This window comes from Streptomyces sp. MGP-P1, from assembly GCF_057766565.1.
Genome location: NZ_JBYMEM010000006.1, coordinates 1,040,033 through 1,062,081, shown reverse-complemented (window position 1 = coordinate 1,062,081; position 22,049 = coordinate 1,040,033). Strand labels below are relative to the sequence as shown.

22 protein-coding genes, 5 tRNA genes and 1 pseudogene are annotated in these 22,049 nt (G+C 70.7%); 6 read left to right on the top strand and 22 right to left on the bottom strand.

Annotated elements, in window-relative coordinates:
- Window positions 1–124: 124 nt before the first annotated feature.
- The 5 genes and pseudogenes from AC3CH1_RS20500 to AC3CH1_RS20480 all read right to left on the bottom strand — a co-directional run bounded on the left by AC3CH1_RS20500 (window position 125) and on the right by AC3CH1_RS20480 (window position 6,593).
- Window positions 125–1,255, bottom strand: coding sequence for a F0F1 ATP synthase subunit B (locus AC3CH1_RS20500; protein WP_488464236.1), 1,131 nt, complete (start codon window positions 1,253–1,255; stop codon window positions 125–127).
- A 116-nt stretch (window positions 1,256–1,371) separates the two neighbouring features.
- Entirely contained in the window at window positions 1,372–1,851 is a 480-nt protein-coding gene (coaD, locus tag AC3CH1_RS20495; RefSeq protein WP_032787127.1) for a pantetheine-phosphate adenylyltransferase, read from the bottom strand.
- A 26-nt stretch (window positions 1,852–1,877) separates the two neighbouring features.
- A complete protein-coding gene (gene rsmD, locus AC3CH1_RS20490; protein WP_488464235.1) occupies window positions 1,878–2,462 on the bottom strand; it encodes a 16S rRNA (guanine(966)-N(2))-methyltransferase RsmD in 585 nt (194 codons plus the stop codon).
- Window positions 2,463–2,612: 150 nt separating this feature from the next.
- Window positions 2,613–4,835 carry an ATP-dependent DNA helicase RecG gene (gene recG / locus AC3CH1_RS20485; protein WP_488464234.1) on the bottom strand — a complete coding sequence of 741 codons (2,223 nt, stop codon included), beginning with the start codon at window positions 4,833–4,835 and terminating at the stop codon, window positions 2,613–2,615.
- A 58-nt stretch (window positions 4,836–4,893) separates the two neighbouring features.
- Window positions 4,894–6,593, bottom strand: a pseudogene (locus tag AC3CH1_RS20480) (DAK2 domain-containing protein).
- Between the two features lie 256 nt (window positions 6,594–6,849).
- Here AC3CH1_RS20480 and rpmB point away from each other — a divergent pair.
- On the top strand, window positions 6,850–7,035 hold the full coding sequence (rpmB, locus tag AC3CH1_RS20475) for a 50S ribosomal protein L28 (protein WP_003965989.1): 186 nt from the start codon (window positions 6,850–6,852) through the stop codon (window positions 7,033–7,035).
- A gap of 106 nt (window positions 7,036–7,141) precedes the next feature.
- Here rpmB and thiD read toward each other — a convergent pair whose 3' ends face one another.
- On the bottom strand, window positions 7,142–7,963 hold the full coding sequence (thiD, locus tag AC3CH1_RS20470) for a bifunctional hydroxymethylpyrimidine kinase/phosphomethylpyrimidine kinase (RefSeq protein ID WP_488464233.1): 822 nt from the start codon (window positions 7,961–7,963) through the stop codon (window positions 7,142–7,144).
- 17 nt (window positions 7,964–7,980) lie between these two features.
- On the bottom strand, window positions 7,981–8,961 hold the full coding sequence (locus tag AC3CH1_RS20465; RefSeq protein WP_488464232.1) for a thiamine-phosphate kinase: 981 nt from the start codon (window positions 8,959–8,961) through the stop codon (window positions 7,981–7,983).
- Between the two features lie 219 nt (window positions 8,962–9,180).
- Here AC3CH1_RS20465 and AC3CH1_RS20460 point away from each other — a divergent pair, with 219 nt between their 5' ends.
- Together AC3CH1_RS20460 and AC3CH1_RS20455 are read left to right on the top strand one after the other, a co-directional pair.
- Window positions 9,181–9,414: an Lrp/AsnC family transcriptional regulator gene (locus tag AC3CH1_RS20460; RefSeq protein ID WP_006127869.1), complete on the top strand. Its 234-nt coding sequence runs from the start codon at window positions 9,181–9,183 to the stop codon at window positions 9,412–9,414.
- A 20-nt stretch (window positions 9,415–9,434) separates the two neighbouring features.
- Entirely contained in the window at window positions 9,435–9,923 is a 489-nt protein-coding gene (locus AC3CH1_RS20455; RefSeq protein ID WP_488464231.1) for a DUF3515 domain-containing protein, read from the top strand.
- A 15-nt stretch (window positions 9,924–9,938) separates the two neighbouring features.
- On the opposite strand, the gene AC3CH1_RS20450 is transcribed toward AC3CH1_RS20455, so the two are convergent.
- Genes AC3CH1_RS20450 through AC3CH1_RS20440 form a run of 3 tightly spaced genes read right to left on the bottom strand, consistent with a single transcriptional unit; the run spans window position 9,939 to window position 12,908 of the window.
- A complete protein-coding gene (locus tag AC3CH1_RS20450) occupies window positions 9,939–11,114 on the bottom strand; it encodes a D-alanine--D-alanine ligase family protein (RefSeq protein ID WP_488464230.1) in 1,176 nt (391 codons plus the stop codon).
- 34 nt (window positions 11,115–11,148) lie between these two features.
- Window positions 11,149–12,159 carry an NAD(P)H-dependent glycerol-3-phosphate dehydrogenase gene (locus AC3CH1_RS20445; RefSeq protein ID WP_097867896.1) on the bottom strand — a complete coding sequence of 337 codons (1,011 nt, stop codon included), beginning with the start codon at window positions 12,157–12,159 and terminating at the stop codon, window positions 11,149–11,151.
- Window positions 12,156–12,908, bottom strand: a complete 753-nt coding sequence (locus tag AC3CH1_RS20440; RefSeq protein ID WP_069756515.1) for a lysophospholipid acyltransferase family protein — start codon at window positions 12,906–12,908, stop codon at window positions 12,156–12,158. The genes AC3CH1_RS20445 and AC3CH1_RS20440 overlap by 4 nt, the downstream gene beginning before the upstream one ends.
- Window positions 12,909–13,056: 148 nt before the next feature.
- On the opposite strand from AC3CH1_RS20440, the gene cofC reads away from it, so the two are divergent.
- Both cofC and AC3CH1_RS20430 read left to right on the top strand, forming a co-directional pair.
- Window positions 13,057–13,743 carry a 2-phospho-L-lactate guanylyltransferase gene (gene cofC, locus AC3CH1_RS20435; protein WP_488464454.1) on the top strand — a complete coding sequence of 229 codons (687 nt, stop codon included), beginning with the start codon at window positions 13,057–13,059 and terminating at the stop codon, window positions 13,741–13,743.
- A 10-nt stretch (window positions 13,744–13,753) separates the two neighbouring features.
- The gene (locus tag AC3CH1_RS20430; RefSeq protein WP_398063083.1) at window positions 13,754–13,957 is read left to right on the top strand and encodes a hypothetical protein; all 204 of its coding nucleotides are present in this window, start codon (window positions 13,754–13,756) and stop codon (window positions 13,955–13,957) included.
- Window positions 13,958–14,076: 119 nt separating this feature from the next.
- Here AC3CH1_RS20430 and AC3CH1_RS20425 read toward each other — a convergent pair whose 3' ends face one another.
- The 4 genes from AC3CH1_RS20425 to leuC form a co-directional block, all read right to left on the bottom strand.
- Window positions 14,077–14,748, bottom strand: a complete 672-nt coding sequence (locus tag AC3CH1_RS20425; RefSeq protein ID WP_265599086.1) for an HU family DNA-binding protein — start codon at window positions 14,746–14,748, stop codon at window positions 14,077–14,079.
- 142 nt (window positions 14,749–14,890) lie between these two features.
- Window positions 14,891–15,118 (bottom strand): SCO5555 family protein, encoded by a 228-nt coding sequence (locus AC3CH1_RS20420; protein ID WP_026291031.1) that lies wholly within the window; start codon window positions 15,116–15,118, stop codon window positions 14,891–14,893.
- A gap of 104 nt (window positions 15,119–15,222) precedes the next feature.
- Window positions 15,223–15,816, bottom strand: a complete 594-nt coding sequence (gene leuD, locus AC3CH1_RS20415) for a 3-isopropylmalate dehydratase small subunit (protein ID WP_488464229.1) — start codon at window positions 15,814–15,816, stop codon at window positions 15,223–15,225.
- A gap of 2 nt (window positions 15,817–15,818) precedes the next feature.
- Window positions 15,819–17,246: a 3-isopropylmalate dehydratase large subunit gene (gene leuC / locus AC3CH1_RS20410; protein ID WP_488464228.1), complete on the bottom strand. Its 1,428-nt coding sequence runs from the start codon at window positions 17,244–17,246 to the stop codon at window positions 15,819–15,821.
- A 174-nt stretch (window positions 17,247–17,420) separates the two neighbouring features.
- Here leuC and ndgR point away from each other — a divergent pair, with 174 nt between their 5' ends.
- A complete protein-coding gene (gene ndgR, locus AC3CH1_RS20405) occupies window positions 17,421–18,137 on the top strand; it encodes an IclR family transcriptional regulator NdgR (RefSeq protein WP_003966003.1) in 717 nt (238 codons plus the stop codon).
- A gap of 196 nt (window positions 18,138–18,333) precedes the next feature.
- Here the strand turns inward: ndgR and AC3CH1_RS20400 are convergent.
- The 8 genes from AC3CH1_RS20400 to AC3CH1_RS20365 all read right to left on the bottom strand — a co-directional run bounded on the left by AC3CH1_RS20400 (window position 18,334) and on the right by AC3CH1_RS20365 (window position 22,028).
- Window positions 18,334–18,406 (bottom strand) — tRNA-Glu (locus tag AC3CH1_RS20400).
- Between the two features lie 20 nt (window positions 18,407–18,426).
- Window positions 18,427–18,498: transfer RNA gene (locus AC3CH1_RS20395), tRNA-Gln, on the bottom strand.
- 12 nt (window positions 18,499–18,510) lie between these two features.
- Window positions 18,511–18,583, bottom strand: a tRNA-Glu gene (locus tag AC3CH1_RS20390).
- 62 nt (window positions 18,584–18,645) lie between these two features.
- Window positions 18,646–18,718: transfer RNA gene (locus AC3CH1_RS20385), tRNA-Glu, on the bottom strand.
- Between the two features lie 38 nt (window positions 18,719–18,756).
- Window positions 18,757–18,828: transfer RNA gene (locus AC3CH1_RS20380), tRNA-Gln, on the bottom strand.
- 88 nt (window positions 18,829–18,916) lie between these two features.
- On the bottom strand, window positions 18,917–19,636 hold the full coding sequence (locus tag AC3CH1_RS20375; protein ID WP_488464227.1) for an HAD family hydrolase: 720 nt from the start codon (window positions 19,634–19,636) through the stop codon (window positions 18,917–18,919).
- A gap of 99 nt (window positions 19,637–19,735) precedes the next feature.
- On the bottom strand, window positions 19,736–21,250 hold the full coding sequence (gltX, locus tag AC3CH1_RS20370) for a glutamate--tRNA ligase (RefSeq protein WP_488464226.1): 1,515 nt from the start codon (window positions 21,248–21,250) through the stop codon (window positions 19,736–19,738).
- Window positions 21,243–22,028, bottom strand: a complete 786-nt coding sequence (locus AC3CH1_RS20365) for a fumarylacetoacetate hydrolase family protein (RefSeq protein WP_215104283.1) — start codon at window positions 22,026–22,028, stop codon at window positions 21,243–21,245. The genes gltX and AC3CH1_RS20365 overlap by 8 nt, the downstream gene beginning before the upstream one ends.
- Between the last annotated feature and the right edge of the window lie 21 nt (window positions 22,029–22,049).

Here is a 22,049-nt window from a genome sequence, read left to right as displayed (position 1 = left end):
CGGGGACGAACCGTCTCCGTTCCGTGGACGAAACGGGCAGCCGAGATCGCGGACCTATGTGCGACCGAGGATTCAGGATACTGGACGGACCGCTCAGCACCCAATCGGGTCGGCCCGCCCGGAATCAGCGGCCCTGTTCGTACCGGCGCAGCTGTTCCAGGTCGATCATGCTGGTGTCGAAGAGACTGGTCTCGTCCAGCGCGCCCCCGCCCTGCTGGTCGGCCGCCTGCGGCTGGGGCTGCTGGGGCTGGGGCTGGGCCTGCTGGGGCCATCCGTAGTCCGGCTGGGTCCCCGGCTGGGGCGGGTACCCGTTCGGGTCGTAGCCCCCCTGCTGCTGGTACGCCGCGTACGGGTCGGGCTGCTGCTGGTAGCCGTACGCGTCCTGGACGCCCTGCTGGAGCGGCTGCTGCTGCGGCTGCTCCTGATAGCCGTACGCCGCTTGCGCGTAGCTCGGCTCGCTCCGCGGCGGCGCGGGGTACTGGGGCTGGTGGGGCGGCTGGGGCGCCTGGCGCGGTTCCGGGACGAGCTCGGCGAGGCCGGCCAGGTAGTCGGCGTCGCTGGTGTGGCCCTGGTCACCGGCGGCGTCCTGGGCGGCCATGTGCGCGCCGAGGTCGTCGCTGGCGACCCGGCCGTGCAGCTTCTGGCGGCCCCGGCCGACCGCCTCCAGGGTCTTCGCGAGAACGGCCTCGAACGCGCCGAACTTGGCGTCGACATAGGCGTCGGCCCGCTGCCGCAGGGTCTCCGGGTCGGCGCTGCGCTCGGGGGCCTCGGCGAAGTCGGGGTCCTGATAGCCCTGCTCGTCCAGGCCCTGGCCGCGGCCGAGGAGCTTCTCGCGGCCCCGGTCCACGGAACCGATGGTCTTGGTGAGGACGACCTCGAAGTTGGCGAGCTTGCTGTCGACGTAGTCGTCGGCCTCGGCCCGGACCTCCTCGGCCTCGCGGCGGGCCTCGGACAGGATCCGGTCGGACTCGCTCTGCGACTGGCGGGCGATCTCGGTCTCGGAGATCAGCGAGGCGCGCTGGGCGTGGGCCGATTCGATGATCCGCTCGGCCTCCTGCCGGGCCTGCACGGCGAGCTGCTCATGGCCGCCGATCAGCTCCTGCGCCTGGGCGAGGGAGCCGGGCAGGGCCTGGCGCACCTCTTCGAGCATGGCGAGCAGCTCGGCGCGGTTGACCACGCACGAGGCCGACATGGGCATGGATCGGGCGCTCCCGACCGCTTCGACGATCTCGTCGAGCTTCTTCTGCACGTCCACCGTGTGCTCGCCACTCTCTGCTGCTCTGTTGAAGCTGCTGCTCCGTTGGAGACGGACGGGACGACTGTAAGGCCAGTCGGCCGCCGCCCGACACCTGGTGACGGGCCGTCAGCGGCTCAGCGTTCGCCCAGCCGCTTCACGAGCGCCTCGTGCACGGCCGGCGGCAGCAGGTGGGAGACATCGCCGCCCCAGGTAGCCACCTCCTTGACCAGCGAGGACGACAGGAAGCTGTACGTCGGATTGGTGGGCACGAAGAGCGTCTCGACGCCGGAGAGGCCGTTGTTCATCTGGGCCATCTGCAGCTCGTAGTCGAAGTCGCTGACGGCCCGCAGGCCCTTCACGATCGCCGGGATCTCCCGCTGCTTGCAGAAGTCGACCAGCAGGCCGTGGAAGGACTCCACCTCGACGTTGCCGAAGTCGGCGGTGACCTCGCGGATCAGCTCGATCCGCTCGTCCACGGTGAACAGCCCCTTCTTGGACTGGTTGATCATCACCGCCACGTGCACCACGTCGTACAGTTTCGAGGCTCGGCCAATGATGTCGAGATGTCCGTTGGTGATGGGGTCGAACGACCCCGGACAGACGGCGCGGCGCACTGTGATTCCCTCGCTCTCCGGTCCGGTCATCGTGCGTCTTCGCACGTAGCGGCGGCGCGACCGTACCAAAGCGTTCCCTCGCCGTAGCGACGGGACCGCAGTGGCTCGAATCCGGCGGGCCAGCCGAATTCTCCGCCCCGGGTGCTGCGTTCCACGGTGACGAGCACATCGTCGCCGAGCCACCCCTGAGCACGGAGTGTGAGCAGGATCTCGCGAAGATCGTCGTCGGTGACGGCGTACGGCGGGTCCAGGAAGACGATGCCGTACGGGTCGGCGGGCGCCGGTCCTGTCACGATCTGCTCGGCTCTGCCGGTGCGGACCTCGGCGCCGGGGAGGCCCAGGGTGCGGACGTTGTCGCGGACGGTGCGGACGGCCTTCGGGTCGGCCTCGACGAGCAGGGCGTGGACCGCGCCGCGGGAGAGCGCTTCGAGGCCGACGGCGCCGGATCCGGCGTACAGATCGGCGACCCTGGCCCCCTCCAGGGTGCCGAGCAGTGCTTCCCAGGTCGAGAAGAGGCCCTCGCGCGCACGGTCGGAGGTGGGGCGGGTGCCGGTGCCGGGCGGGACGGCCAGGCGGCGTCCGCCGGCCGAGCCGGCGATCACGCGGGTCATGGGTGTCGGGTCCTCGGGGTCGGGGGCGTACGGCGCACGGGCCGTCGACGGGTCGGTATCGGGGTCGGTATCGCGCGCTGTGCGCGTGCCGTGCCTCCACGATAGGCCGGTCGGCCCGCACCGGCCCGACCGGCAGGACGCCCCGCGCCCTCACCCCTTGTCGAGATACTCCTCGCGGTCCTTGTCCAGGAGTGCGGCCAGCACCGTGCGCAGCTCCGGCAGGTGTTCCAGCTCGGGGTCGGCGGCGACGATCCGGGCGGCCTCCTCCCGGGCGGCGACGATCACCTCCTCGTCGTCGATGACGGTGAGCATCCGCAGCGAAGAGCGCACTCCGGACTGGGCCTGGCCCAGCACATCGCCCTCGCGGCGCTGCTCCAGGTCGATGCGGGAGAGCTCGAAGCCGTCGAGGGTGGCGGCGACGGCGGAGAGCCGGGCGCGGGCGGGGCTCGCCTCGTGGGCCTCGCTGACCAGCAGGCAGAGCCCGGGGGCGGAGCCACGGCCGACGCGGCCGCGGAGCTGGTGGAGCTGGGAGACGCCGAAGCGGTCGGCGTCCATGATCACCATGGCGGTGGCGTTGGGGACGTTGACCCCGACCTCGATGACGGTGGTGGCGACCAGGACGTCGACGTCCCCGGCGGCGAAGCGGCGCATGACGTCGTCCTTCTCGTCGGGGTGCATCCTCCCGTGCAGCACCTCGACGCCCAGTCCGGTCAGCGCGCCCTTGCGCAGCTCGTCGGCGATCTCCAGAACGGCGAGCGGCGGGCGCTTGTCCCCGTCCTCCTCGGGTGCCTGCTTCTTGGCCTTCGCCTTCTTCCCGCCCTTCCCCTCCGCCTCTTCCGCGTCGTCGCCGATGCGGGGGCAGACCACGTACGCCTGGTGGCCGTTCTCCACCTCCTCGCGGACGCGTTCCCAGGCGCGGCTGAGGAAGTGCGGCTTGTCCTTGGCGGGAACGACGTGGCTGGCGATCGGGGAGCGGCCGGCCGGGAGCTGGTCCAGGACGGAGGTCTCCAGGTCCCCGAAGACGGTCATCGCGACCGTACGGGGGATGGGGGTGGCGGTCATGACGAGGAGGTGGGGCGGCTGTTTGCCCTTGGAACGGAGAGCGTCGCGCTGTTCCACGCCGAAGCGGTGCTGCTCGTCGACCACGACCAGGCCGAGGTCGTGGAACCGCACCTTGTCCTCGATGAGGGCGTGGGTGCCGATGACGATGCCCGCCTCGCCGGTGACCAGGTCGAGCAGGGCCTGACGGCGGGCCGCCATGCCCATGGACCCGGTGAGCAGGACGACCTTGGTGCCCCGGTCGGAGCTGCCCAGCATGCCGCCCTCGGCCAGCTCGCCCATCATCTCGGTGATCGAGCGGTGGTGCTGCTGGGCGAGGACCTCGGTGGGGGCGAGCATCGCGGCCTGGCCGCCGGCGTCGACCACGGTGAGCATGGCGCGCAGCGCCACCATCGTCTTCCCCGAGCCGACCTCGCCCTGGAGGAGGCGGTGCATCGGGTGCTCGGTGGCCAGGTCGTCGAAGATCTCCTTGCTGACCTTCTCCTGGCCCTCCGTGAGGGTGAAGGGCAGCTTGGCGTCGAAGGCGTCCAGCAGGCCGTCCGCGACGGGCCGTCGGGCGACGGCGGGGAGTTGGGTGTCGGCGTAGCGGCGGCGGGCCAGGGCGACCTGGAGGACGAACGCCTCGTCCCACTTGAGCCGGGCCCTGGCGTCCTCGACGTCCGCCTTCGTCTGCGGGCGGTGCGCCTTCAGCAGCGCCTCGGGCAGTGAGGTGAGGCCCCGGCCCTCTCGCAGGGCGGCGGGCAGCGGGTCCACCGCGTCACGCGCGCTGGGCAGTACGGCGTCGACGGCCTTGGCGATCCGCCAGGAGTCGAGCTGCTTGCAGGCCGGGTAGATCGGCAGCAGCCGCCCCGCGAAGGCGTCCACGGCCTCGGTCGCCTCGTCGGCGTCGGAGGCGTCGAGCAGTTGGTACGTGGGGTGGGCGAGCTGCATCTTGCGGTTGAAGACGGAGACCTTGCCCGCGAACATCGCCTGGCGGCCGGGGAGCAGCTCCTTGTGCGGCTTGTGGACTCCGTGGCCGAAGAAGACCAGCTGGAGGCGGCCGCTGCCGTCGGTCAGGGTGACCTCCAGGCGTTTGCCCCGACCGTTGTTGAACATCAGGATCCTGGCGTCGGCGACCTGGGCGAGCACCGTGACGTGCTCGTCCAGCGGGAGGTCGGCCAGCGCGGTCAGCTTGCCGCGCTCCTCGTACCGCCGCGGGTAGTGGTGCAGCAGATCACCGACCGTGTGCAGGTCGAGGTGTTCGGCCATCACCTTCGCGGTGGCTCCGCCGAGCAGCTTCTTCAGAGGTTCATCGAACGAGGACACGCGATCCATTGCACACCACGGCACTGACAGCTGTCCGCCGGGCGCGGCCCGTGCCGCGGATTCCGGGCTACTCGACGCCGATGAGCAGCGGTGCGCGCTGGTGCCCGCCCCGGTAGACGACGGTGTCCACGGCGAGGTAGCCCTCGCGCACGTGCTCCTCCAGCGCGTCGGCCAGCGCGTCGGGGACGTCCTCGCCGAGGACGAGGGTGACCAGCTCGCCGCCCGCCGCCAGCATCCGGTCGAGGACGGTACGGGCGGTGGCGGGGACGTCGGCGCCGATCACGGCCACGTCGCCGTCGATCAGGCCGAGGATGTCCCCGGCCTGGCAGATCCCGGCCATGGTCCACGACTGGCGCTCCGCAACGGCCAGTTCGGCGTAGCGGGTGGCGCCGGCGGCGGCGGTCATGGCGACCACGTCCTCGTCGAAGCCCCGGTCGGGCTCATGGACGGCGAGGGCGGCGATGCCCTGGACGGCGGCCCGGGTGGGGACGAGGGCGACCCGGACCCCCTCGCTCCTGGCCTGTTCGGCGGCCGCGGCGGCGGTGTGGCGCAGAGCGGCGTCGTTGGGCAGCAGCACCACCTCACGGGCGTGGGCGCGGCGGATGGCGTCGACCAGTTCGCCGCTGGCGGGCGGTTCGCCGGGGCGGGCGATCACCGTGGTGGCGCCGGCCTCGGTGCAGAGCCCGGCCAGTCCGTCGCCGGGGACCACGACGACGACGGCGCGCTGGGTGGGTTCGGCCTGGACGCGGCGGTCGTGGCCGCTCTCGGTGGCGAAGTGGGTGATCCGGATGCGGTACGGCCGCCCGGCCTCGACGCCCGCCTCCACGGCCGCCCCGGCGTCGTCGACGTGGACGTGGACGTGCCAGAGCCCGTCGCCGCCCACCACGACCAGGGAGTCTCCGAGCGCGTCGAGCCGGGTGCGCAGCCGGGCCACCTGCTCGTCACGGGCCTCCAGGAGGTAGATCACCTCGAACGCGGGCCCGGCGCCCCGGCCTCGGGGCAGTCGAGCACCCCCTCCCCCGACGGAGCGTCTCCCTCCACCGGGGTGCCGCCCACCGGCAGGCCCACCACGGAGCCGCCGTCCACGGGCGCGGGCGTCCTCCCGGGCCCGGTGCGGGGCCCCCGTGCCGGAGCCTGCCCGGTCACGGTCTCCACCAGCGCGCCCAGGACCGCGACCAGTCCCCGGCCCCCGGCGTCGACCACACCCGCCCGGCCGAGGACGGCGAGTTGCTCGGGCGTCTTCGCGAGGGCCGCGCGCGCGCCGTCGTACGCGGCGTGCACGACGGTGCGCAGGTCCGGATCCTCGCCCTCGGCGGCCTCGGCGGCAGCGGTGGCGACGGTGAGCACGGTGCCCTCGACGGGGTGGGCGACGGCCCGACGGGCGGCGTCGGCGGCCCGGCTGAGGGCGAGGCGCAGGTGCGCCGCGTCGCCGCCGTCGGCCAGCACCCCGGCCATGCCGCGCAGCAGCTGGGCCAGGATGGTGCCGGAGTTCCCGCGGGCGCCGATCAGGGCGCCGTGCGCCATGGCGCGTACGGCGTCGGCGGTGGCGGGCGCGGTGGCTCCGGTCTCGTACGCGGCGAACACCGCTTCGACGGCCGCGGCGGCGGACTCGACGGTCAGATAGAGATTGGTGCCGGTGTCCCCGTCGGCGATGGGATAGACGTTGATCGCGTCGATCTCCGCGCGCTCCCGGCCCAGGGCCTCCAGGGCCAGTGAGCACCACGTGCGCACCGCGACGGCGTTCAGATCGTCGGGGAGCTGCGGCACCGATGGTCCTCCTCGATCGGCCGTGGCGACGGACTGCACCGCAGGTTAGCCCGCCTGTCGGGGTTCCGGCCCGGACAGGGGGCGGGCGGGGCGGGGGGCCGACCCGTGGTAGTTTCGTATCTCCGAAGCAGTCGTTGTATGCTGCTCCGGTTGCCCGATGAGAGTCGGGCCATTCCTCCGGTACCGCCACTTCAGTCAAATGATTCCGGCGCGCCGGATTTCACTGTAAGTGCATCTGAAGTCTTTGGAGTGACCCGTGGCTGCCAACTGCGACGTTTGCGGCAAGGGGCCGAGCTTCGGCAACAGCATTTCGCACTCGCACCGCCGTACGTCCCGTCGCTGGAATCCCAACATCCAGCGCGTGCGTGCCGTGGTCGGTCGGACGCCGAAGCGGCTCAACGTCTGCACCTCGTGCATCAAGGCCGGCAAGGTCGCGCGCTGACGTCCCCGTCGTAGCGCAGCCTGCCGGTTGCCCAAAAAGCCGGTCCACCTCGGTGGACCGGCTTTTTGCTGTGCTCAGGGGCTGATCAGGGAGCCGGAAGGGCTGCTCAGGAAGCCGGATCGGCGGCCGGGCGGGTCCGCCAGCCGTGGTCGACGGGGCCGATGCCGCCGCCGAGCGGGAAACCGGCCTCGATCGCGCCGGTGACGTACGTCTTCGCGTCCCGTACCGCCGTGGGCACGTCCTTCCCGAGCGCGAGCCCGGAGGCGATGGCCGAGGCCAGGGTGCAGCCGGTGCCGTGGGTGTGGCGGTTGTCGTGCCGGGGGGCGCGCAGCCAGTGTTCCGCGCTCCCGTCGGTGAGCAGGTCCACCGCCTCACCGGGCAGATGGCCGCCCTTGATCACGACCCAGCGCGGCCCGAAGGCGAGGATCTCCTCGGCGGCCCGGCGCATCCCGCTCTCGTCGGTGACCGTGACCCCGGTGAGCTGGGCCACTTCGTCGAGGTTCGGGGTGGCGACGGTGGCGACGGGCAGCAGCTTCGTCCGTACGGAATCGAGGGCTTCGGCGGCGAGCAGCGCGTCGCCGTGCTTGGAGACGCCGACCGGGTCGACGACGACGGGGGCCTCGGTTCCGGCGAGGAGTTCGGCGACGGTCTGCACGAGAGCGGCGGAGGCGAGCATTCCGGTCTTCACGGCCTGGACGCCGATGTCGTCGACGACGCTGCGGTACTGGGCGCGTACGGCTTCTACCGGAAGCTCCCACGCGCCCTGGACGCCGAGGGAGTTCTGTGCGGTGACGGCGGTGAGCACGCTCATGCCGTGCACGCCGAGCGCGAGCATCGTCTTCAGATCGGCCTGGATCCCCGCACCGCCGCCGGAGTCTGATCCGGCGACGGTGAGCACACGGGGCGGTACAGCGGTACGTATGGGCATACGCAGCAATCTAACGCTCACGTGCTCGGCGGGGTGTCCTCGATGGAGCCGAAGTGGTCCCAGCCGCCCTTGCTGGTCCAGGGCGCTCCGTCGACGGTGACCTGGGGCAGGGCGGAGGGGTTGAGGACCTCGCCGATCACCTTCCAGCGGGCGGGCAGCTTCACGTCCGGCGGGAAGGTCGCCACGATCGCGTGGTCCTCCCCCCCGGTCAGCACCCACTGGAGCGGGTCGACGCCGACGGCCTGGCCGATGTCGGACATCTGCGAGGGGATGTCGATGAGGCCGGAGCGCAGGTCGATGCGGACCTTGCTGGACTCCGCGATGTGTCCGAGGTCCGCGACGAGACCGTCGCTGACGTCGGTCATCGCGGTGGCGCCGAGCCCGGCGGCCGCGGGGCCCGCGTGGTACGGCGGTTCGGGGCGGCGGTGGGCCTCGACGAAGGCGCGGGGCGAGCGGAAGCCGCGGGAGAGCACGGCGTATCCGGCGGCGGACCAGCCGAGCCAGCCGGTGACCGCGACGACGTCGCCGGGGCGGGCGCCGCCCCGGGTGACCGGTTCGTGGTTGCGCAGGTCACCGAGGGCGGTGATCGCGACGGTGATCGTGTCACCGCCGACCACATCGCCGCCGACCACGGCGGCGCCCGCCACCTGGCACTCGTCGCGCAGCCCGTCCATCAGCTCGGCGGCCCAGGTGACGGGGAGGTCGGCGGGGACGACGAGGCCGAGGAGCAGCGCGGTGGGCACGGCGCCCATGGCCGCGATGTCGGCGAGGTTCTGGGCGGCGGCCTTGCGGCCGACGTCGTACGCCGTCGACCAGTCGCGCCGGAAGTGCCGGCCTTCCAGCAGGATGTCCGTACTGGCCACGACCCTGCGGTCGGGGGCGGCCACGACCGCGGCGTCGTCGCCGGGCCCCAGCCGTACCGCCGGAGTGGTGGTGAGCCGGGACGTGAGCTCTCTGATGAGCCCGAACTCCCCCAACTCGCCCACGGTTCCCTTCACCGAGTCTCACCTCTCCTTTATCGCCCCGGACACCCGTCCGGGCCCCCGGTCGCGAGCCGTCTGTGCTGTCGGTACCGTCAAGAGATACGTCAACTTCTGCGCCCTGTACGCCACGCTGTGGACGCCATCCGGCCCGTAGGTCTCCCCGTGGCCCGCGGCAACGCGATAACGTGGCGTCCCTTTCCCCCACATGATCCTCGTGGCCGCCCTGGAGGTTCCGTGGTACAGGCGTACATCCTCATCCAGACCGAGGTGGGCAAGGCGTCGATCGTCGCCGAGACCATTTCCAAGATCCCGGGAGTCATCCAGGCAGAGGACGTCACCGGTCCGTACGACGTGATCGTGCGGGCCCAAGCAGACACGGTCGATGAACTCGGCCGCATGGTGGTCGCCAAGGTGCAGCAGGTGGACGGCATCACACGAACCCTGACCTGCCCGGTCGTCCACCTCTGACCCCCGTCTAGGCTGGGCCGGTGACGTCATCCGCCCGCCGTTCCCCCCGCTCGATACTCCTCGGTCCGTCCGCTGCCGTGCTCGTGCTGGCCGCGGCGGGCTGTTCTCCCGGCGACGCGGGGCCCTCGATCACGGTTCCCACGCCGTCCTCCAAGGCCGCGGCGTACTGCGAGGCCCTGCACGAGGAACTGCCGAAGACCATCCTCGAACTGGAACGCAGCGACCCCTCCCCGGCTTCGGAGCTGACCGCCGGCTGGGGGGACGGGGCGATCGTACTGCGCTGCGGGGTCCCCCGGCCCGCCAAGATGGACGACCCCCAGTCACAGGGCGTCGAGGCGGACGGGGTGCAGTGGATGCTGGAGGAACCCGAGGACTCCGGTCCCCGGTTCACCACCACGTACCGCAAGGCGTACGTCGAGGTCACGATGGACTCGACGTACGCCCACGACATCACGCCGCTGGCCTCGTTCGCCGGCCCGGTCTCCAGGACGGTACCGAGCAAGTTCTGAAGGCCGTCGGCCTCGTCAGCGCAGTCCGGTGGAGCGGCTCAACGCGGCCTGGATCAGCCGGTCGACCAGTTCCGGGTAGCTGACGCCGCTCTCCTGCCACATGCGCGGGTACATGGAGATCGGGGTGAAGCCCGGCAGGGTGTTGATCTCGTTGATGACGAAGGAGCCGTCCTCGGTGAGGAAGAAGTCGGCGCGGACCAGACCCTCGCAGGAGACGGCGTCGAAGGCGGCGACGGCGAGCCGCTGGACCTCGGCGGTCTGCTCCTCGGTGAGCGGTGCGGGCACGAGCCCGGCGGCCGAGTCGATGTACTTGGCCTCGAAGTCGTAGAAGTCGTGTGCGGTGACCGGCGGGATCTCGGCGGGCACGCTGGCGCGCGGGCCGTCCTCGAACTCCAGCACCCCGCACTCGATCTCGCGGCCGCGCAGCAGCGACTCGACGAGGAACTTCGGGTCGTGGCGGCGGGCCTCCTCGATCGCCTCGTCGAGTCCTTCGACGGAGTCGACCTTGGTGATGCCCATCGAGGAGCCGCCGCGGGCGGGCTTGATGAACAGCGGCCAGCCGTGCTCGCCGGCGAAGTCCACGATCCGCTTGCGGGCGGCCGCGGGGTCGTTGTCCCACTCGCGAGGGCGGACGACCTCGTACGGTCCGACCGGCAGGCCGAAGGAGAGGAAGACGCGCTTCATGTACTCCTTGTCCTGGCCGACGGCGGAGGCGAGGACACCCGCGCCGACGTAGGGCACACCGGAGAGTTCGAGGAGACCCTGGAGGGTGCCGTCCTCCCCGTACGGGCCGTGCAGCACGGGGAAGACGACGTCGACCTCGCCCAGCGCCTTGGGCACGGAGCCGGGTTCGCTGTAGAGGACCTCGCGGCTGCCGGGGTCCACGGAGAGCACGACGCTGCCCTCGGCGGACTCGGTGAGCCGGTCCACGTCGGGGACCTTGCGGTCGGTGATGGCCATGCGTTCGGGATCGTCGGCGGTGAGCGCCCAGCGGCCGTCCGTCGTGATGCCGATCGGCAGGACGTCGTACGTGGTCCGGTCGATGGCCCTCATGACGGCGCCGGCCGTGACGACCGAGATGCCGTGTTCGGAGCTGCGGCCGCCGAACACGACAGCCACGCGGGGCTTGCGGCGCTGCGGCACAGGGCTCTCGGCGCGCTCAGGGCTCTGGGGGAGGTTCTCGCTGCTCATATCGCGATGAGCGTACCTGCTGGTAAGGGAGACGTCAGCGTCGCTCGGCCTTGGCACTCCGCGACATCAGCTCCTTGACGGCGACGACCGGGGACTTGCCCTCGTGGACGATCGAGACGACGGTCTCGGTGATGGGCATGTCGACCCCGTGCCTGCGGGCCAGGTCGAGGACCGATTCGCAGGACTTGACGCCCTCGGCGGTCTGCTTGGTGACGGCGATCGTCTCCTGGAGCGTCATGCCGCGGCCGAGGTTCGTGCCGAAGGTGTGGTTGCGCGAGAGCGGCGAGGAGCAGGTGGCCACCAGGTCGCCCAGGCCCGCGAGTCCGGAGAACGTCAACGGGTCCGCGCCCATGGCCAGGCCCAGTCGGGTGGTCTCGGCGAGGCCCCGGGTGATGAGGGAGCCCTTCGTGTTGTCGCCGAGGCCCATGCCGTCCGCGATGCCGACGGCGAGGCCGATGACGTTCTTCACGGCGCCGCCGAGCTCGCAGCCGACCACGTCGGTGTTGGTGTACGGCCGGAAGTACGAGGTGTGGCAGGCGGCCTGGAGGCGCTGGGCGACGGACTCGTCGGCGCACGCGACGACGGCCGCGGCGGGGCGTCGCTCGGCGATCTCCTTGGCCAGGTTGGGTCCCGACACGACGGCGATGCGGTCGGCGGAGACCTTGGTGACGTCCGCGATCACCTCGCTCATCAGCTCGGCGGTGCCCAGCTCGACGCCCTTCATCAGGGAGACCAGGACGGTGTCGGGCTCCAGGTGCGGGGCCCAGTCGGCGAGGTTGGCCCGCAGCGTCTGGGAGGGCACGACGAGGAACGCGAACTCCGCGCCGCGCAGGGCCTCGGCGGCGTCGGTGGTGGCTCGGATGGAGTCGGGGAGCGCGATGCCCGGGAGGTAGTCCGGGTTGGTGCGGGTGGTGTTGATGGTCTCGGCGACCTCGGCGCGGCGGCCCCAGAGGGTGACCTCGCAGCCCGCGTCGGCGAGGATCACGGCGAAGGCCGTACCCCATGAGCCGGTTCCGAAGACGGCTGCTTTTACGGGGTGCGTCACGTGGGTCCCTTTCCCTGGGCCCTGCGCCGTTGTTCAGCACGGGCTTTGCGGTGATCGTAGAGCTCGGCGGGCGCTTTCTCGCCGCGCAGGTCCTCCAGCTCGCGGGTGACCGCCGCCATGATGACCTCGGTCACCTCGCGGAGCACCTCGGGGGTCGGCTCCAGACCGTGGAAGCGGCTGAGGTCGACGGGCGGCCCGGCCTGCACCTGGAGCGTCTTGCGGGGGAACAGCCGGAACTTGTTCTCCTTGGCGTAGGGCGGCATCGCGAGGTTGGCGCCCCACTGGGCGACGGGAATGACGGGCGCCTTGGTCATCAGGGCGACCCGGGCGGCCCCGGTCTTGCCGGCCATCGGCCACATGTCGGGGTCACGGGTGAGGGTGCCCTCGGGGTAGAAGGCGACGCACTCACCGCGCTCGATGGCGTCGACGGCGGCCCGGAAGGCGTCCAGGGCGTTGGTGGTCTCGCGGTAGACGGGGATCTGGCCGGTGCCGCGCAGCATCATCCCGACGAACGGGGTGCGGAAGAGGCCGGCCTTCGCCAGGAGCCGCGGCACCCGCCCGGTGTTGTACTGGAAGTGGCCGTAGGAGAGCGGGTCCAGATAGGAGTTGTGATTGACGGCGGTGATGAATCCGCCGTCGGCCGGAATGTGTTCCATCCCCCGCCAGTCGCGCTTGAACAGAACCACCAATGGCGGCTTGGCGATGACCGCCGCCAGGCGGTACCAGAAGCCGATTCTGCGGCGGGACACTCGGACACCTTCCTTAGGGATTCTCGACCTGCAGCCTGGCTACTGGCGGTCAAGTCTCGCCCCAGGCCCCTGCTCTGTCGAGAACACCGTACGCCTCACGTTCGGTAGCGGACCTCCAGGTTGTCGTACCGGCAGGCGAGAATAAGTGCTGACGCGTACGGAGGGGGAGATCGCCACGAACACCGATCCGGCCGGGCCCTGGTCCCTGGTCGTTCCGCTGAAGCCGCTCGCACGGGCCAAGAGCCGCCTGGGGCAAGCGGCGGGCGATGCCGCGCGGCCCCGGCTGGCCCTGGCGTTCGCCCAGGACACGGTGGCCGCGGCGCTGGCCTGCTCCCTGGTGCGGGATGTGGTGGTCGTCACGGACGACGCCGTGGCCGCGGCGGCTCTTTCCGCGCTCGGGGCGCGGATCGTGCCGGACGCTCCGGCGGCCGGGCTCAACGCCGCCCTCGCGCACGGCGCACGCTCCGTGCGGGCCCTGCGGCCCGCCACCGCGGTGGCGGCGCTCAACGCGGATCTGCCGGCACTGCGCACCGAGGAATTGGCGCGGGTGCTCGATTTCGCTTCCGCTTTTCCCAGCGCTTTTCTCCGGGACGCGGCGGGAATCGGAACGACATTTCTGGCCGCCGCGCGCGGTGCGGAATTCCGTCCGGCTTTCGGCGGCCCGTCCGGGGCCCGGCACCTGGCGTCGGGGGCGGCGGAAATAGCGCTGTCCGGCGTCGACTCGGTGCGCCGGGACGTCGATACGGGCGAGGATCTGCGGGTCGCCCTGGCCCTGGGGGTGGGCCCGCACACGGCGCGGATCACGGCCGCGGCCGCCCCCTTCCGTGACCGATAGGCTGCCGCCCATGCAGGCGACCTCGTACACGTACGACCCCGAGACCCGCAGCGGCAGCGTGCTGCTGGACGACGGCACCCCGGTGGACTTCGACGCCCCGGCCTTCGACGCGGGCGGTCTGCTGCTGCTGCGTCCGGGGCAGCGGGTGCGGATCGAGGGCGAGGGCGAGGGAGCGGACCTGCGGATCACCCTGGTGACGCTGCAGACGTTCTGACCCCGCCCCGACCGGAGCGGGACCCCTGGGCCGAACGGGGCCCGCAAAGCCCGCGGGCCGGGCTCCCCCGGAGGGGAGCCCGGCCCGGCGCGTTGTGATGAGCGAGCGGGTGCCCGGTCTCACTTCTTGCGTGCGGTGGCCTTCTTGGCCGTGGTGGTGCGCGCCGTGGTCTTCTTCGCGGGCGCCTTCTTCGCCGTGGTCTTCTTGGCGGGCGCGGTCTTGCTGGGCGAGGCCTTCTTGGCGGTCGTCGCGGCCTTCTTCGCCGGAGTCGCCTTCTTGGCGGCCGCGGAGGCCTTCTTGGCCGTCGCGGTGGTCTTCTTCGCGGTGACCTTCTTGGCTGCGGCGGTGGTCTTCGCCGGAGTCGCCTTCTTGGCGGTGGTCTTCTTCGCGGTGGCCTTCTTGGCGGCCGACTTCTTGGCGGCGGCGGCCTTCACCGTCGTACGGGCGGCGGAGGATCCGCCCGAGAGGCTGCCCTTGGGGGCCTTCTTGACGGCCACGTCGTTCTTGGGGAGCTTCTTCGAGCCGCTCACCAGGTCCTTGAAACCCTGGCCCGCGCGGAAGCGGGGCACCGAGGTCTTCTTGACCCGGACGCGCTCACCCGTCTGCGGGTTGCGGGCGTACCGGGCCGGGCGGTCGACCTTCTCGAACGAGCCGAAGCCGGTGACCGAGACACGGTCCCCGGCGACAACGGCACGGACGATCGCGTCGAGTACCGCGTCGACAGCGTCTGCGGCCTGCTGACGGCCGCCGACCTTGTCGGCAATCGCTTCTACGAGCTGCGCCTTGTTCACGTCTTCCCCTTCGGAGACATTGCCAGAACGAAAGTGTTCAAGCTTTTTCGCACGTTAGGCAGATATATACCGCAAATCAAACACGAAACGGGCTAATCACCCTAGTGCCGCAACGAAGTCGACCGATGCGCAGTTCCACGTGTCAGTCACCTTCGGGGAATCGGCCCTCATCGAGGTCCTTCATCATCCGGTCCAGACGCCTTGCCGCGTCCGGGAGATCGTGCTTCGCCGCGGCCGTGACGACCAGCAGCTTCCGGGTCAGCGCCATCCGTACGCTCTCCGGGACTTGCAGTGCACGCACCTTCGCGTGCGCTTCCTTCAATCGGTCGGCGACTTGGCCATAGAGCTTGAGTTGGCTGTCGCGTTCCATGCACCGATTGTGCCATCTGGGGCGAGTTGTCGCCCGACGGGGTCTCAACAAGCGACTGCGCCCCCTGCCGGGAGGCAGGGGGCGCAGTCCTGGAAAAGCGCTGCTCAGGCGGCAATGGTACGCGGCTTGAAGGCGGGCCTGGCCGCCTCGTACGCGGCGATGTCCGCTTCGTTCTGAAGGGTGAGGCTGATGTCGTCGAGGCCGTTGAGCAGTCGCCAGCGGGCGTTCTCGTCGAGCTCGAAGTCGGCGGTGATGCCCTCGGCGCGTACCTGGCGCGTCTTCAGGTCGACGGTCACCTCGACGGTCGGGTCGGCCTCCGTCAGCTCCCAGAGCGCGTCGACGACGTTCTGCTCCAGGACCACGGTGAGCAGGCCGTTCTTCAGCGAGTTGCCCCGGAAGATGTCGGCGAAGCGGGAGGAGACGACGGCCTTGAAGCCGTAGTTCTGCAGGGCCCAGACCGCGTGTTCGCGGGAGGAGCCCGTACCGAAGTCGGGACCGGCGACCAGGACCGAGGCGCCCTGGCGCTCGGGGCGGTTGAGGACGAAGTTCTCGTCCTTGCGCCAGGCTTCGAAGAGCCCGTCCTCGAACCCGTCGCGGGTGACCTTCTTCAGCCAGTGCGCGGGGATGATCTGGTCGGTGTCGACGTTGCTGCGGCGCAGCGGAACGGCCCGGCCGGTGTGCGTGGTGAATGCTTCCATGGCTATCGGACTCCGGCGGGGGTACGGGCGTCGGACAGGTCGGCGGGCGAGGCCAGATGGCCCAGCACCGCGGTGGCGGCGGCGACCTGGGGCGAGACCAGGTGGGTGCGGCCGCCCTTGCCCTGCCGACCCTCGAAGTTGCGGTTCGAGGTGGAGGCGGAGCGCTCGCCGGGGGCCAGCTGGTCGGGGTTCATGCCGAGGCACATCGAGCAACCCGCGTGCCGCCATTCGGCGCCGGCCTCGGTGAAGACCTTGTCCAGGCCCTCGGAGACGGCCTGGAGCGCGACCCGGACCGAGCCGGGGACGACCAGCATCCTTACACCGTCGGCGACTTTGCGGCCGTCCAGGATCGAGGCCGCGTTACGCAGGTCCTCGATGCGGCCGTTGGTGCACGAACCTACGAAGACGGTGTCGACGTTGATGTCACGCAGTGGCTGCCCGGCGGTCAACCCCATGTACTCCAGGGCCTTTTCGGCGGCGAAGCGCTCCGAGGCGTCCTCGTACGAAGCCGGGTCGGGGACGTTGGCCGACAGGGGCGCGCCCTGGCCGGGGTTGGTGCCCCAGGTGACGAACGGGGCCAGTTCGGTGGCGTCGATGACGACCTCGGCGTCGAACACCGCGTCGTCGTCGGAGCGCAGGGTCTTCCAGTACGCGACGGCGGTGTCCCAGTCCTCGCCCACGGGGGCGTGGTCGCGGCCCTCGAGGTAGTCGAAGGTGGTGGCGTCGGGGGCGATCATGCCCGCGCGGGCGCCGGCCTCGATCGACATGTTGCAGATGGTCATCCGGGCCTCCATCGAGAGCTTCTCGATGGCGGAGCCGCGGTATTCGAGGATGTAGCCCTGGCCGCCGCCGGTGCCGATCCGGGCGATGATCGCCAGGATCAGGTCCTTCGCGGTGACCTCGTCGGGCAGTTCGCCCTCGACCGTGATGGCCATGGTCTTCGGGCGGGCCAGCGGCAGCGTCTGGGTGGCGAGGACGTGCTCCACCTGGCTGGTGCCGATGCCGAACGCCAGTGCGCCGAACGCGCCGTGCGTGGAGGTGTGGGAGTCGCCGCAGACCACGGTGGTGCCGGGCTGGGTCAGACCCAGCTGCGGGCCGACCACGTGCACGACGCCCTGCTCGACGTCGCCCAGCGGGTGCAGCCGGACGCCGAAGTCCGCGCAGTTCTTGCGCAGGGTCTCCAGCTGGATGCGCGAGACCGGGTCGGCGATCGGCTTGTCGATGTCGAGGGTCGGGGTGTTGTGGTCCTCGGTGGCGATGGTGAGGTCGAGGCGCCGCACCGGACGTCCGGCCTTGCGCAGCCCGTCGAAGGCCTGCGGGCTGGTCACCTCGTGCAGCAGGTGCAGATCGATGAAGAGGAGGTCGGGCTCGCCCTCCGCGCGCCGGACGACGTGATCGTCCCAGACCTTCTCCGCGAGTGTCCTACCCATCGCTTTCCCTCCGGCCGGCTTCTTCGCCGGCCCAACTAGAGATTCGGTGCGCCTCCGTCCGGACCCCCGTGCGGGGCGGTGGCTACGAGCCGTTGTGCGGCCGCCCGTACAGGTTCGCAACTTCCGCCGAAAATTGAACTTGCGTTTCACAGAGTGAGACGGGAGTATCGTCGTATGGACAACTCTAGCGGCGTCGGCGTTCTCGACAAGGCAGCTCTGGTATTGAGCGCCCTGGAGTCCGGTCCGGCCACCCTCGCCGGGCTGGTCGCGGCGACCGGGCTCGCACGACCCACGGCCCATCGACTGGCCGTGGCACTGGAACACCACCGGATGGTGGCGAGGGACATGCAGGGCCGGTTCATTCTCGGCCCCCGGCTGTCGGAACTGGCAGCCGCGGCGGGCGAGGACCGCCTGCTGGCCACGGCCGGACCGGTGCTCACCCACCTGCGCGACATCACCGGCGAGAGCGCGCAGCTCTACCGCCGGCAGGGCGACATGCGTATCTGCGTGGCCGCGGCGGAACGGCTGTCCGGACTCCGGGACACGGTGCCGGTCGGCTCGACCCTCACGATGAAGGCGGGTTCCTCCGCCCAGATCCTGATGGCCTGGGAGGAGCCGGAGCGCCTTCACCGGGGGCTCCAGGGCGCCAGGTTCACGGCGACGGCGCTCTCCGGCGTACGGCGACGGGGCTGGGCCCAGTCGATCGGCGAGCGGGAGCCGGGCGTCGCCTCGGTCTCGGCACCGGTGCGCGGCCCGTCGAACCGGGTGGTCGCCGCGGTCTCGGTCTCCGGGCCCATCGAGCGGTTGACCCGCCACCCGGGGCGGATGCACGCCCAGGCGGTCATCGACTCGGCGGCACGGCTGAGCGAGGCCCTGCGCCGCACGGGCTGACGCCGCACACCCACTTCCTCGTGACCGAACTTCCCGAAGGCCGCCCCAGCGTCGTGGCGGCCCTTTTCCTTTTCCGGGACTCCCCCACGGGGCGCAACCACCGTGTAGGGCGGGCGACTTGGCACGGGGCATCCCACTCCGGACAAGCGGGAAGGCCCCCCACCGAGGTGAAGGGCCTTCCCGTACTGCTCTGTTGTACCCCCGACCGGATTCGAACCGGCGCTACTGCCGTGAGAGGGCAGCGTGCTAGGCCGCTACACAACGGGGGCGTGTTCACTGCTGACTTGCGCTGGGCTACCAGGACTCGAACCTAGAATGACGGTACCAGAAACCGTAGTGTTGCCAATTACACCATAGCCCATGGTGTGACAAGTACCCCCGACCGGATTCGAACCGGCGCTACTGCCGTGAGAGGGCAGCGTGCTAGGCCGCTACACAACGGGGGCCCTAGCGATCCTGCATCGAGAGCGATGGGTGCGACCCATGATGTTCTCGCGGGAAGGATCTGTACCCCCGACCGGATTCGAACCGGCGCTACTGCCGTGAGAGGGCAGCGTGCTAGGCCGCTACACAACGGGGGCTTGTCCTGCTGATCTTGCTCGTACTGCTTGGTCTTGCGCTGGGCTACCAGGACTCGAACCTAGAATGACGGTACCAGAAACCGTAGTGTTGCCAATTACACCATAGCCCACTGAAACGCAACCCCTGGAGGGGGTTTCATCTCTGTCTGCGCTTCCCGGCCGGATCTTTCGGCCCGCTCGGGCGGCGCAGAAAGAACATTACCCGAAGGTGTCCGGCGCTCCAAAACGGGTATGGCCCGCCAACAGCCCGGGGAGCTGGTCGAGCCCGGTGATCGTCACGAGATCCGGCCTCCCGCCGCTGCTCCGCCGGTCGAGCCAGATACCGGTCAGCCCGGCGGCGACGGCTCCACCGGCGTCGATGTCGGGCTCGTTGCCGACGTACGCCACCTCGTGCGGCTCCAGCGCGAGCGCCTCGCAGGCCGCGTGGAAGGCGGCGGCCTCCGGCTTGGCGATCCCCAGCTCGACCGCGCAGACCATCGCTTCGAAGCGGTCCCGGATGCCGAGCGCGGTCAGCTTGTGCTGCTGGTGGTCGGTGTTGGCGTTGGAGAGGATTCCGTGGCGGTAGTCACGGGCCAGCAGGTCGAGCACCGGCAGGACGTCCGGGAAGAGCGCCCAGGCGGCCTCGTAGTGGGCGGCGTGGCGGCCGAACCACGCCTCGGCCTCGGCATCCTCCAGATCGCGGGAGAGGAACTCCCGCACCCGGTCCCGCCGCTGTCCTCGGAAGTCGGTCTCACCGGCGGTCATCCGGGTCCAGTGCCGCACGCTCAGCGCCTTCCAGGCGTCGAGGGCCACCTCGACCGAGGCGTACGTCTCGGGCAGCCCCTCACGCTCCAGGTGCTGCCGCATACCGATGCGGTCGGCATTCGCGTAGTCGAAGATCGTGTCGTCGATGTCCCAGAGCACGGCGCGGATCGGCATGGATCTCACGGTAGCCGCAGGCGGTCGGCCGAGAAGGCGGAAAGGCCGAGGAGGGCCGCAGCCGGTCGGCTGCGGCCCTCCTCGGGGGTGTCCTGTCGCTTACGCGGTCAGCTTCGCCAGCGCGGCGTCCACGCGGGCCAGGCTCCTGTCGCGGCCGAGGATCTCCAGGGACTCGAAGAGCGGCAGGCCGACGGTGCGGCCGGTGACGGCGACGCGGACCGGGGCCTGCGCCTTGCCGAGCTTGAGACCGTGGGCCTCGCCGGCGGTGAGGACGGCGTTCTTCAGGGACTCCGGGTCGCTCCAGTCGGCCGCTTCCAGGTTGGCGCGGGCGGTGGTGAGCAGGGCCGCCGGGTCGCCCTTCATCGCCTTGGTCCAGGACGCCTCGTCCTCCACCGGCTCGTCGAGGAAGAGGAAGTCGACGTTGTCGGTGATGTCGGAGAGCACCGTGACCCGGGTCTGGGCGTACGGGGCGATCCGCGTCCACTTCTCGGCGTCGAACGCCTCCGGGGCCCAGGGGGCGAAGGGGGCCCGCAGCCACGGGCCGCAGGCCTCGGTGAAGGCCTTCACGTCCAGCATGCGGATGTGCTCGGCGTTGATGTGCTCGCACTTCTTGAGGTCGAAGCGGGCCGGGTTGGCGTTGACGTCCTTGATGTCGAACGCGGCGACCAGCTCGTCCATCGAGAAGATGTCGCGGTCCTCGGCGATCGACCAGCCCAGCAGCGAGAGGTAGTTCAGCAGCCCCTCGGGGAGGAAGCCGCGCTCGCGGTAGAGGTTGAGCGAGGCCTGCGGGTCACGCTTGGAGAGCTTCTTGTTGCCCTCGCCCATGACGTACGGCAGGTGGCCGAAGGCGGGGGTTTCCTTGGCGATGCCCAGCTCGATGAGCGCCCGGTAGAGGGCGATCTGGCGCGGGGTGGAGGAGAGCAGGTCCTCGCCGCGCAGGACGTGGGTGATCTCCATCAGCGCGTCGTCGACCGGGTTGACCAGCGTGTAGAGCGGGGCCCCGTTGGCGCGGACGATGCCGTAGTCCGGGACGTTCTCCGGCTGGACGGTGATGTCGCCGCGGACCAGGTCGGTGAAGGTGATGGCCTCGTCGGGCATCCGGAAGCGGACGATCGAGCTGCGGCCCTCGGCCTCGTACGCGGTCTTCTGCTCGGCGGTGAGGTCGCGGCAGTGGCCGTCGTAGCCGGACGGCTTCCCGGCGGCGCGGGCGGCGTCGCGGCGGGTGTCCAGCTCCTCGGTGGTGCAGTAGCAGGGGTAGGCGTGTCCGGCGGCGAGCAGCTTCTCGGCGACGTCCTTGTACAGGTCCATCCGCTGCGACTGGCGGTAGGGGGCGTGCGGGCCGCCGATCTCGGGGCCCTCGTCCCAGTCCAGGCCCAGCCAGCGCATCGAGTCGAGCAGCTGCTGGTAGGACTCCTCCGAGTCGCGCGCCGCGTCGGTGTCCTCGATCCGGAAGACCAGGGTGCCCTGGTGGTGCCGGGCGAAGGCCCAGTTGAACAGCGCCGTCCGGACCAGGCCCACGTGGGGGTTGCCGGTCGGGGAGGGACAGAAACGTACGCGATAGGGCCTCCCCTGGTCGAGCGAAGCCGAGAGCTTGGGGAATGGTGCGTTAGCCACGCTTGATCACCTTGTTGGTGAGAGTGCCGATGCCTTCGATGGTGACGGCGACCTCGTCGCCGACGTGCAGGGGGCCGACCCCCGCTGGGGTGCCCGTGAGGATCACGTCGCCCGGGAGCAGCGTCATGGCTTCCGTGATGTGGACGATCAGGTCCTCGATGGAGCGGACCATGTCGCTGGTGCGGCCGAGCTGTCGCTGCTCGCCGTTGACCGTCGCCTGGATGGTGAGGTCGTGGGGGTCCACCTCGGTCTCCACCCAGGGGCCCAGCGGGCAGGAGGTGTCGAAGCCCTTGGCGCGGGCCCACTGCTTCTCGCGCTGCTGCACGTCGCGGGCGGTGACGTCGTTGGCGCAGGTGTAGCCGAGGATGACGTCCTTGACTCGCTCGCGGGGGACCTCGCGGCACATGCGGCCGATGACCACGGCCAGCTCGGCCTCGTGGTGCAGCTCGTTGGAGAAGGAGGGGTACTCGATCGCGTCGCCGGAGCCGATCACCGAGGTGGTGGGCTTGAAGAAGGTGATCGGCGCGTCGGGGACCTCGTGGCCGAGTTCGGCGGCGTGCTCCGCGTAGTTGCGGCCGATGGCCACGACCTTGTTGGGGAGCACGGGAGGCAGCAGCCGGACCTTGTTCAGCGGGACCTTGGTGCCCGAGAGCTCGAAGTCGGCGTACGGAATGCCCTTGATGATGTCGAGGACGAGGTCACCGGATTCCACGGTGCCCTGTCCCTCGACGGCGCCGAAGGCGACATTGCCGTCGATGGAGAACCTGGCGATGCGCACGGGATGCTGTCGCCCCTCACT

Bases quoted from the DNA above. Each gene is read 5' to 3' on its own strand.
- AC3CH1_RS20420 (WP_026291031.1), bottom strand. From the start codon at position 15,118: ATGGAACGCGACAGCCAACTCAAGCTCTATGGCCAAGTCGCCGACCGA.
- leuD (WP_488464229.1), bottom strand. From the start codon at position 15,816: ATGGAAGCATTCACCACGCACACCGGCCGGGCCGTTCCGCTGCGCCGC.
- ndgR (WP_003966003.1), top strand. From the start codon at position 17,421: ATGGACAACTCTAGCGGCGTCGGCGTTCTCGACAAGGCAGCTCTGGTA.
- thiD (WP_488464233.1), bottom strand. From the start codon at position 7,963: ATGCCCATACGTACCGCTGTACCGCCCCGTGTGCTCACCGTCGCCGGA.
- recG (WP_488464234.1), bottom strand. From the start codon at position 4,835: ATGGATCGCGTGTCCTCGTTCGATGAACCTCTGAAGAAGCTGCTCGGC.
- AC3CH1_RS20375 (WP_488464227.1), bottom strand. From the start codon at position 19,636: ATGCCGATCCGCGCCGTGCTCTGGGACATCGACGACACGATCTTCGAC.
- rsmD (WP_488464235.1), bottom strand. From the start codon at position 2,462: ATGACCCGCGTGATCGCCGGCTCGGCCGGCGGACGCCGCCTGGCCGTC.
- AC3CH1_RS20430 (WP_398063083.1), top strand. From the start codon at position 13,754: ATGCAGGCGACCTCGTACACGTACGACCCCGAGACCCGCAGCGGCAGC.
- leuC (WP_488464228.1), bottom strand. From the start codon at position 17,246: ATGGGTAGGACACTCGCGGAGAAGGTCTGGGACGATCACGTCGTCCGG.
- AC3CH1_RS20450 (WP_488464230.1), bottom strand. From the start codon at position 11,114: ATGAGCAGCGAGAACCTCCCCCAGAGCCCTGAGCGCGCCGAGAGCCCT.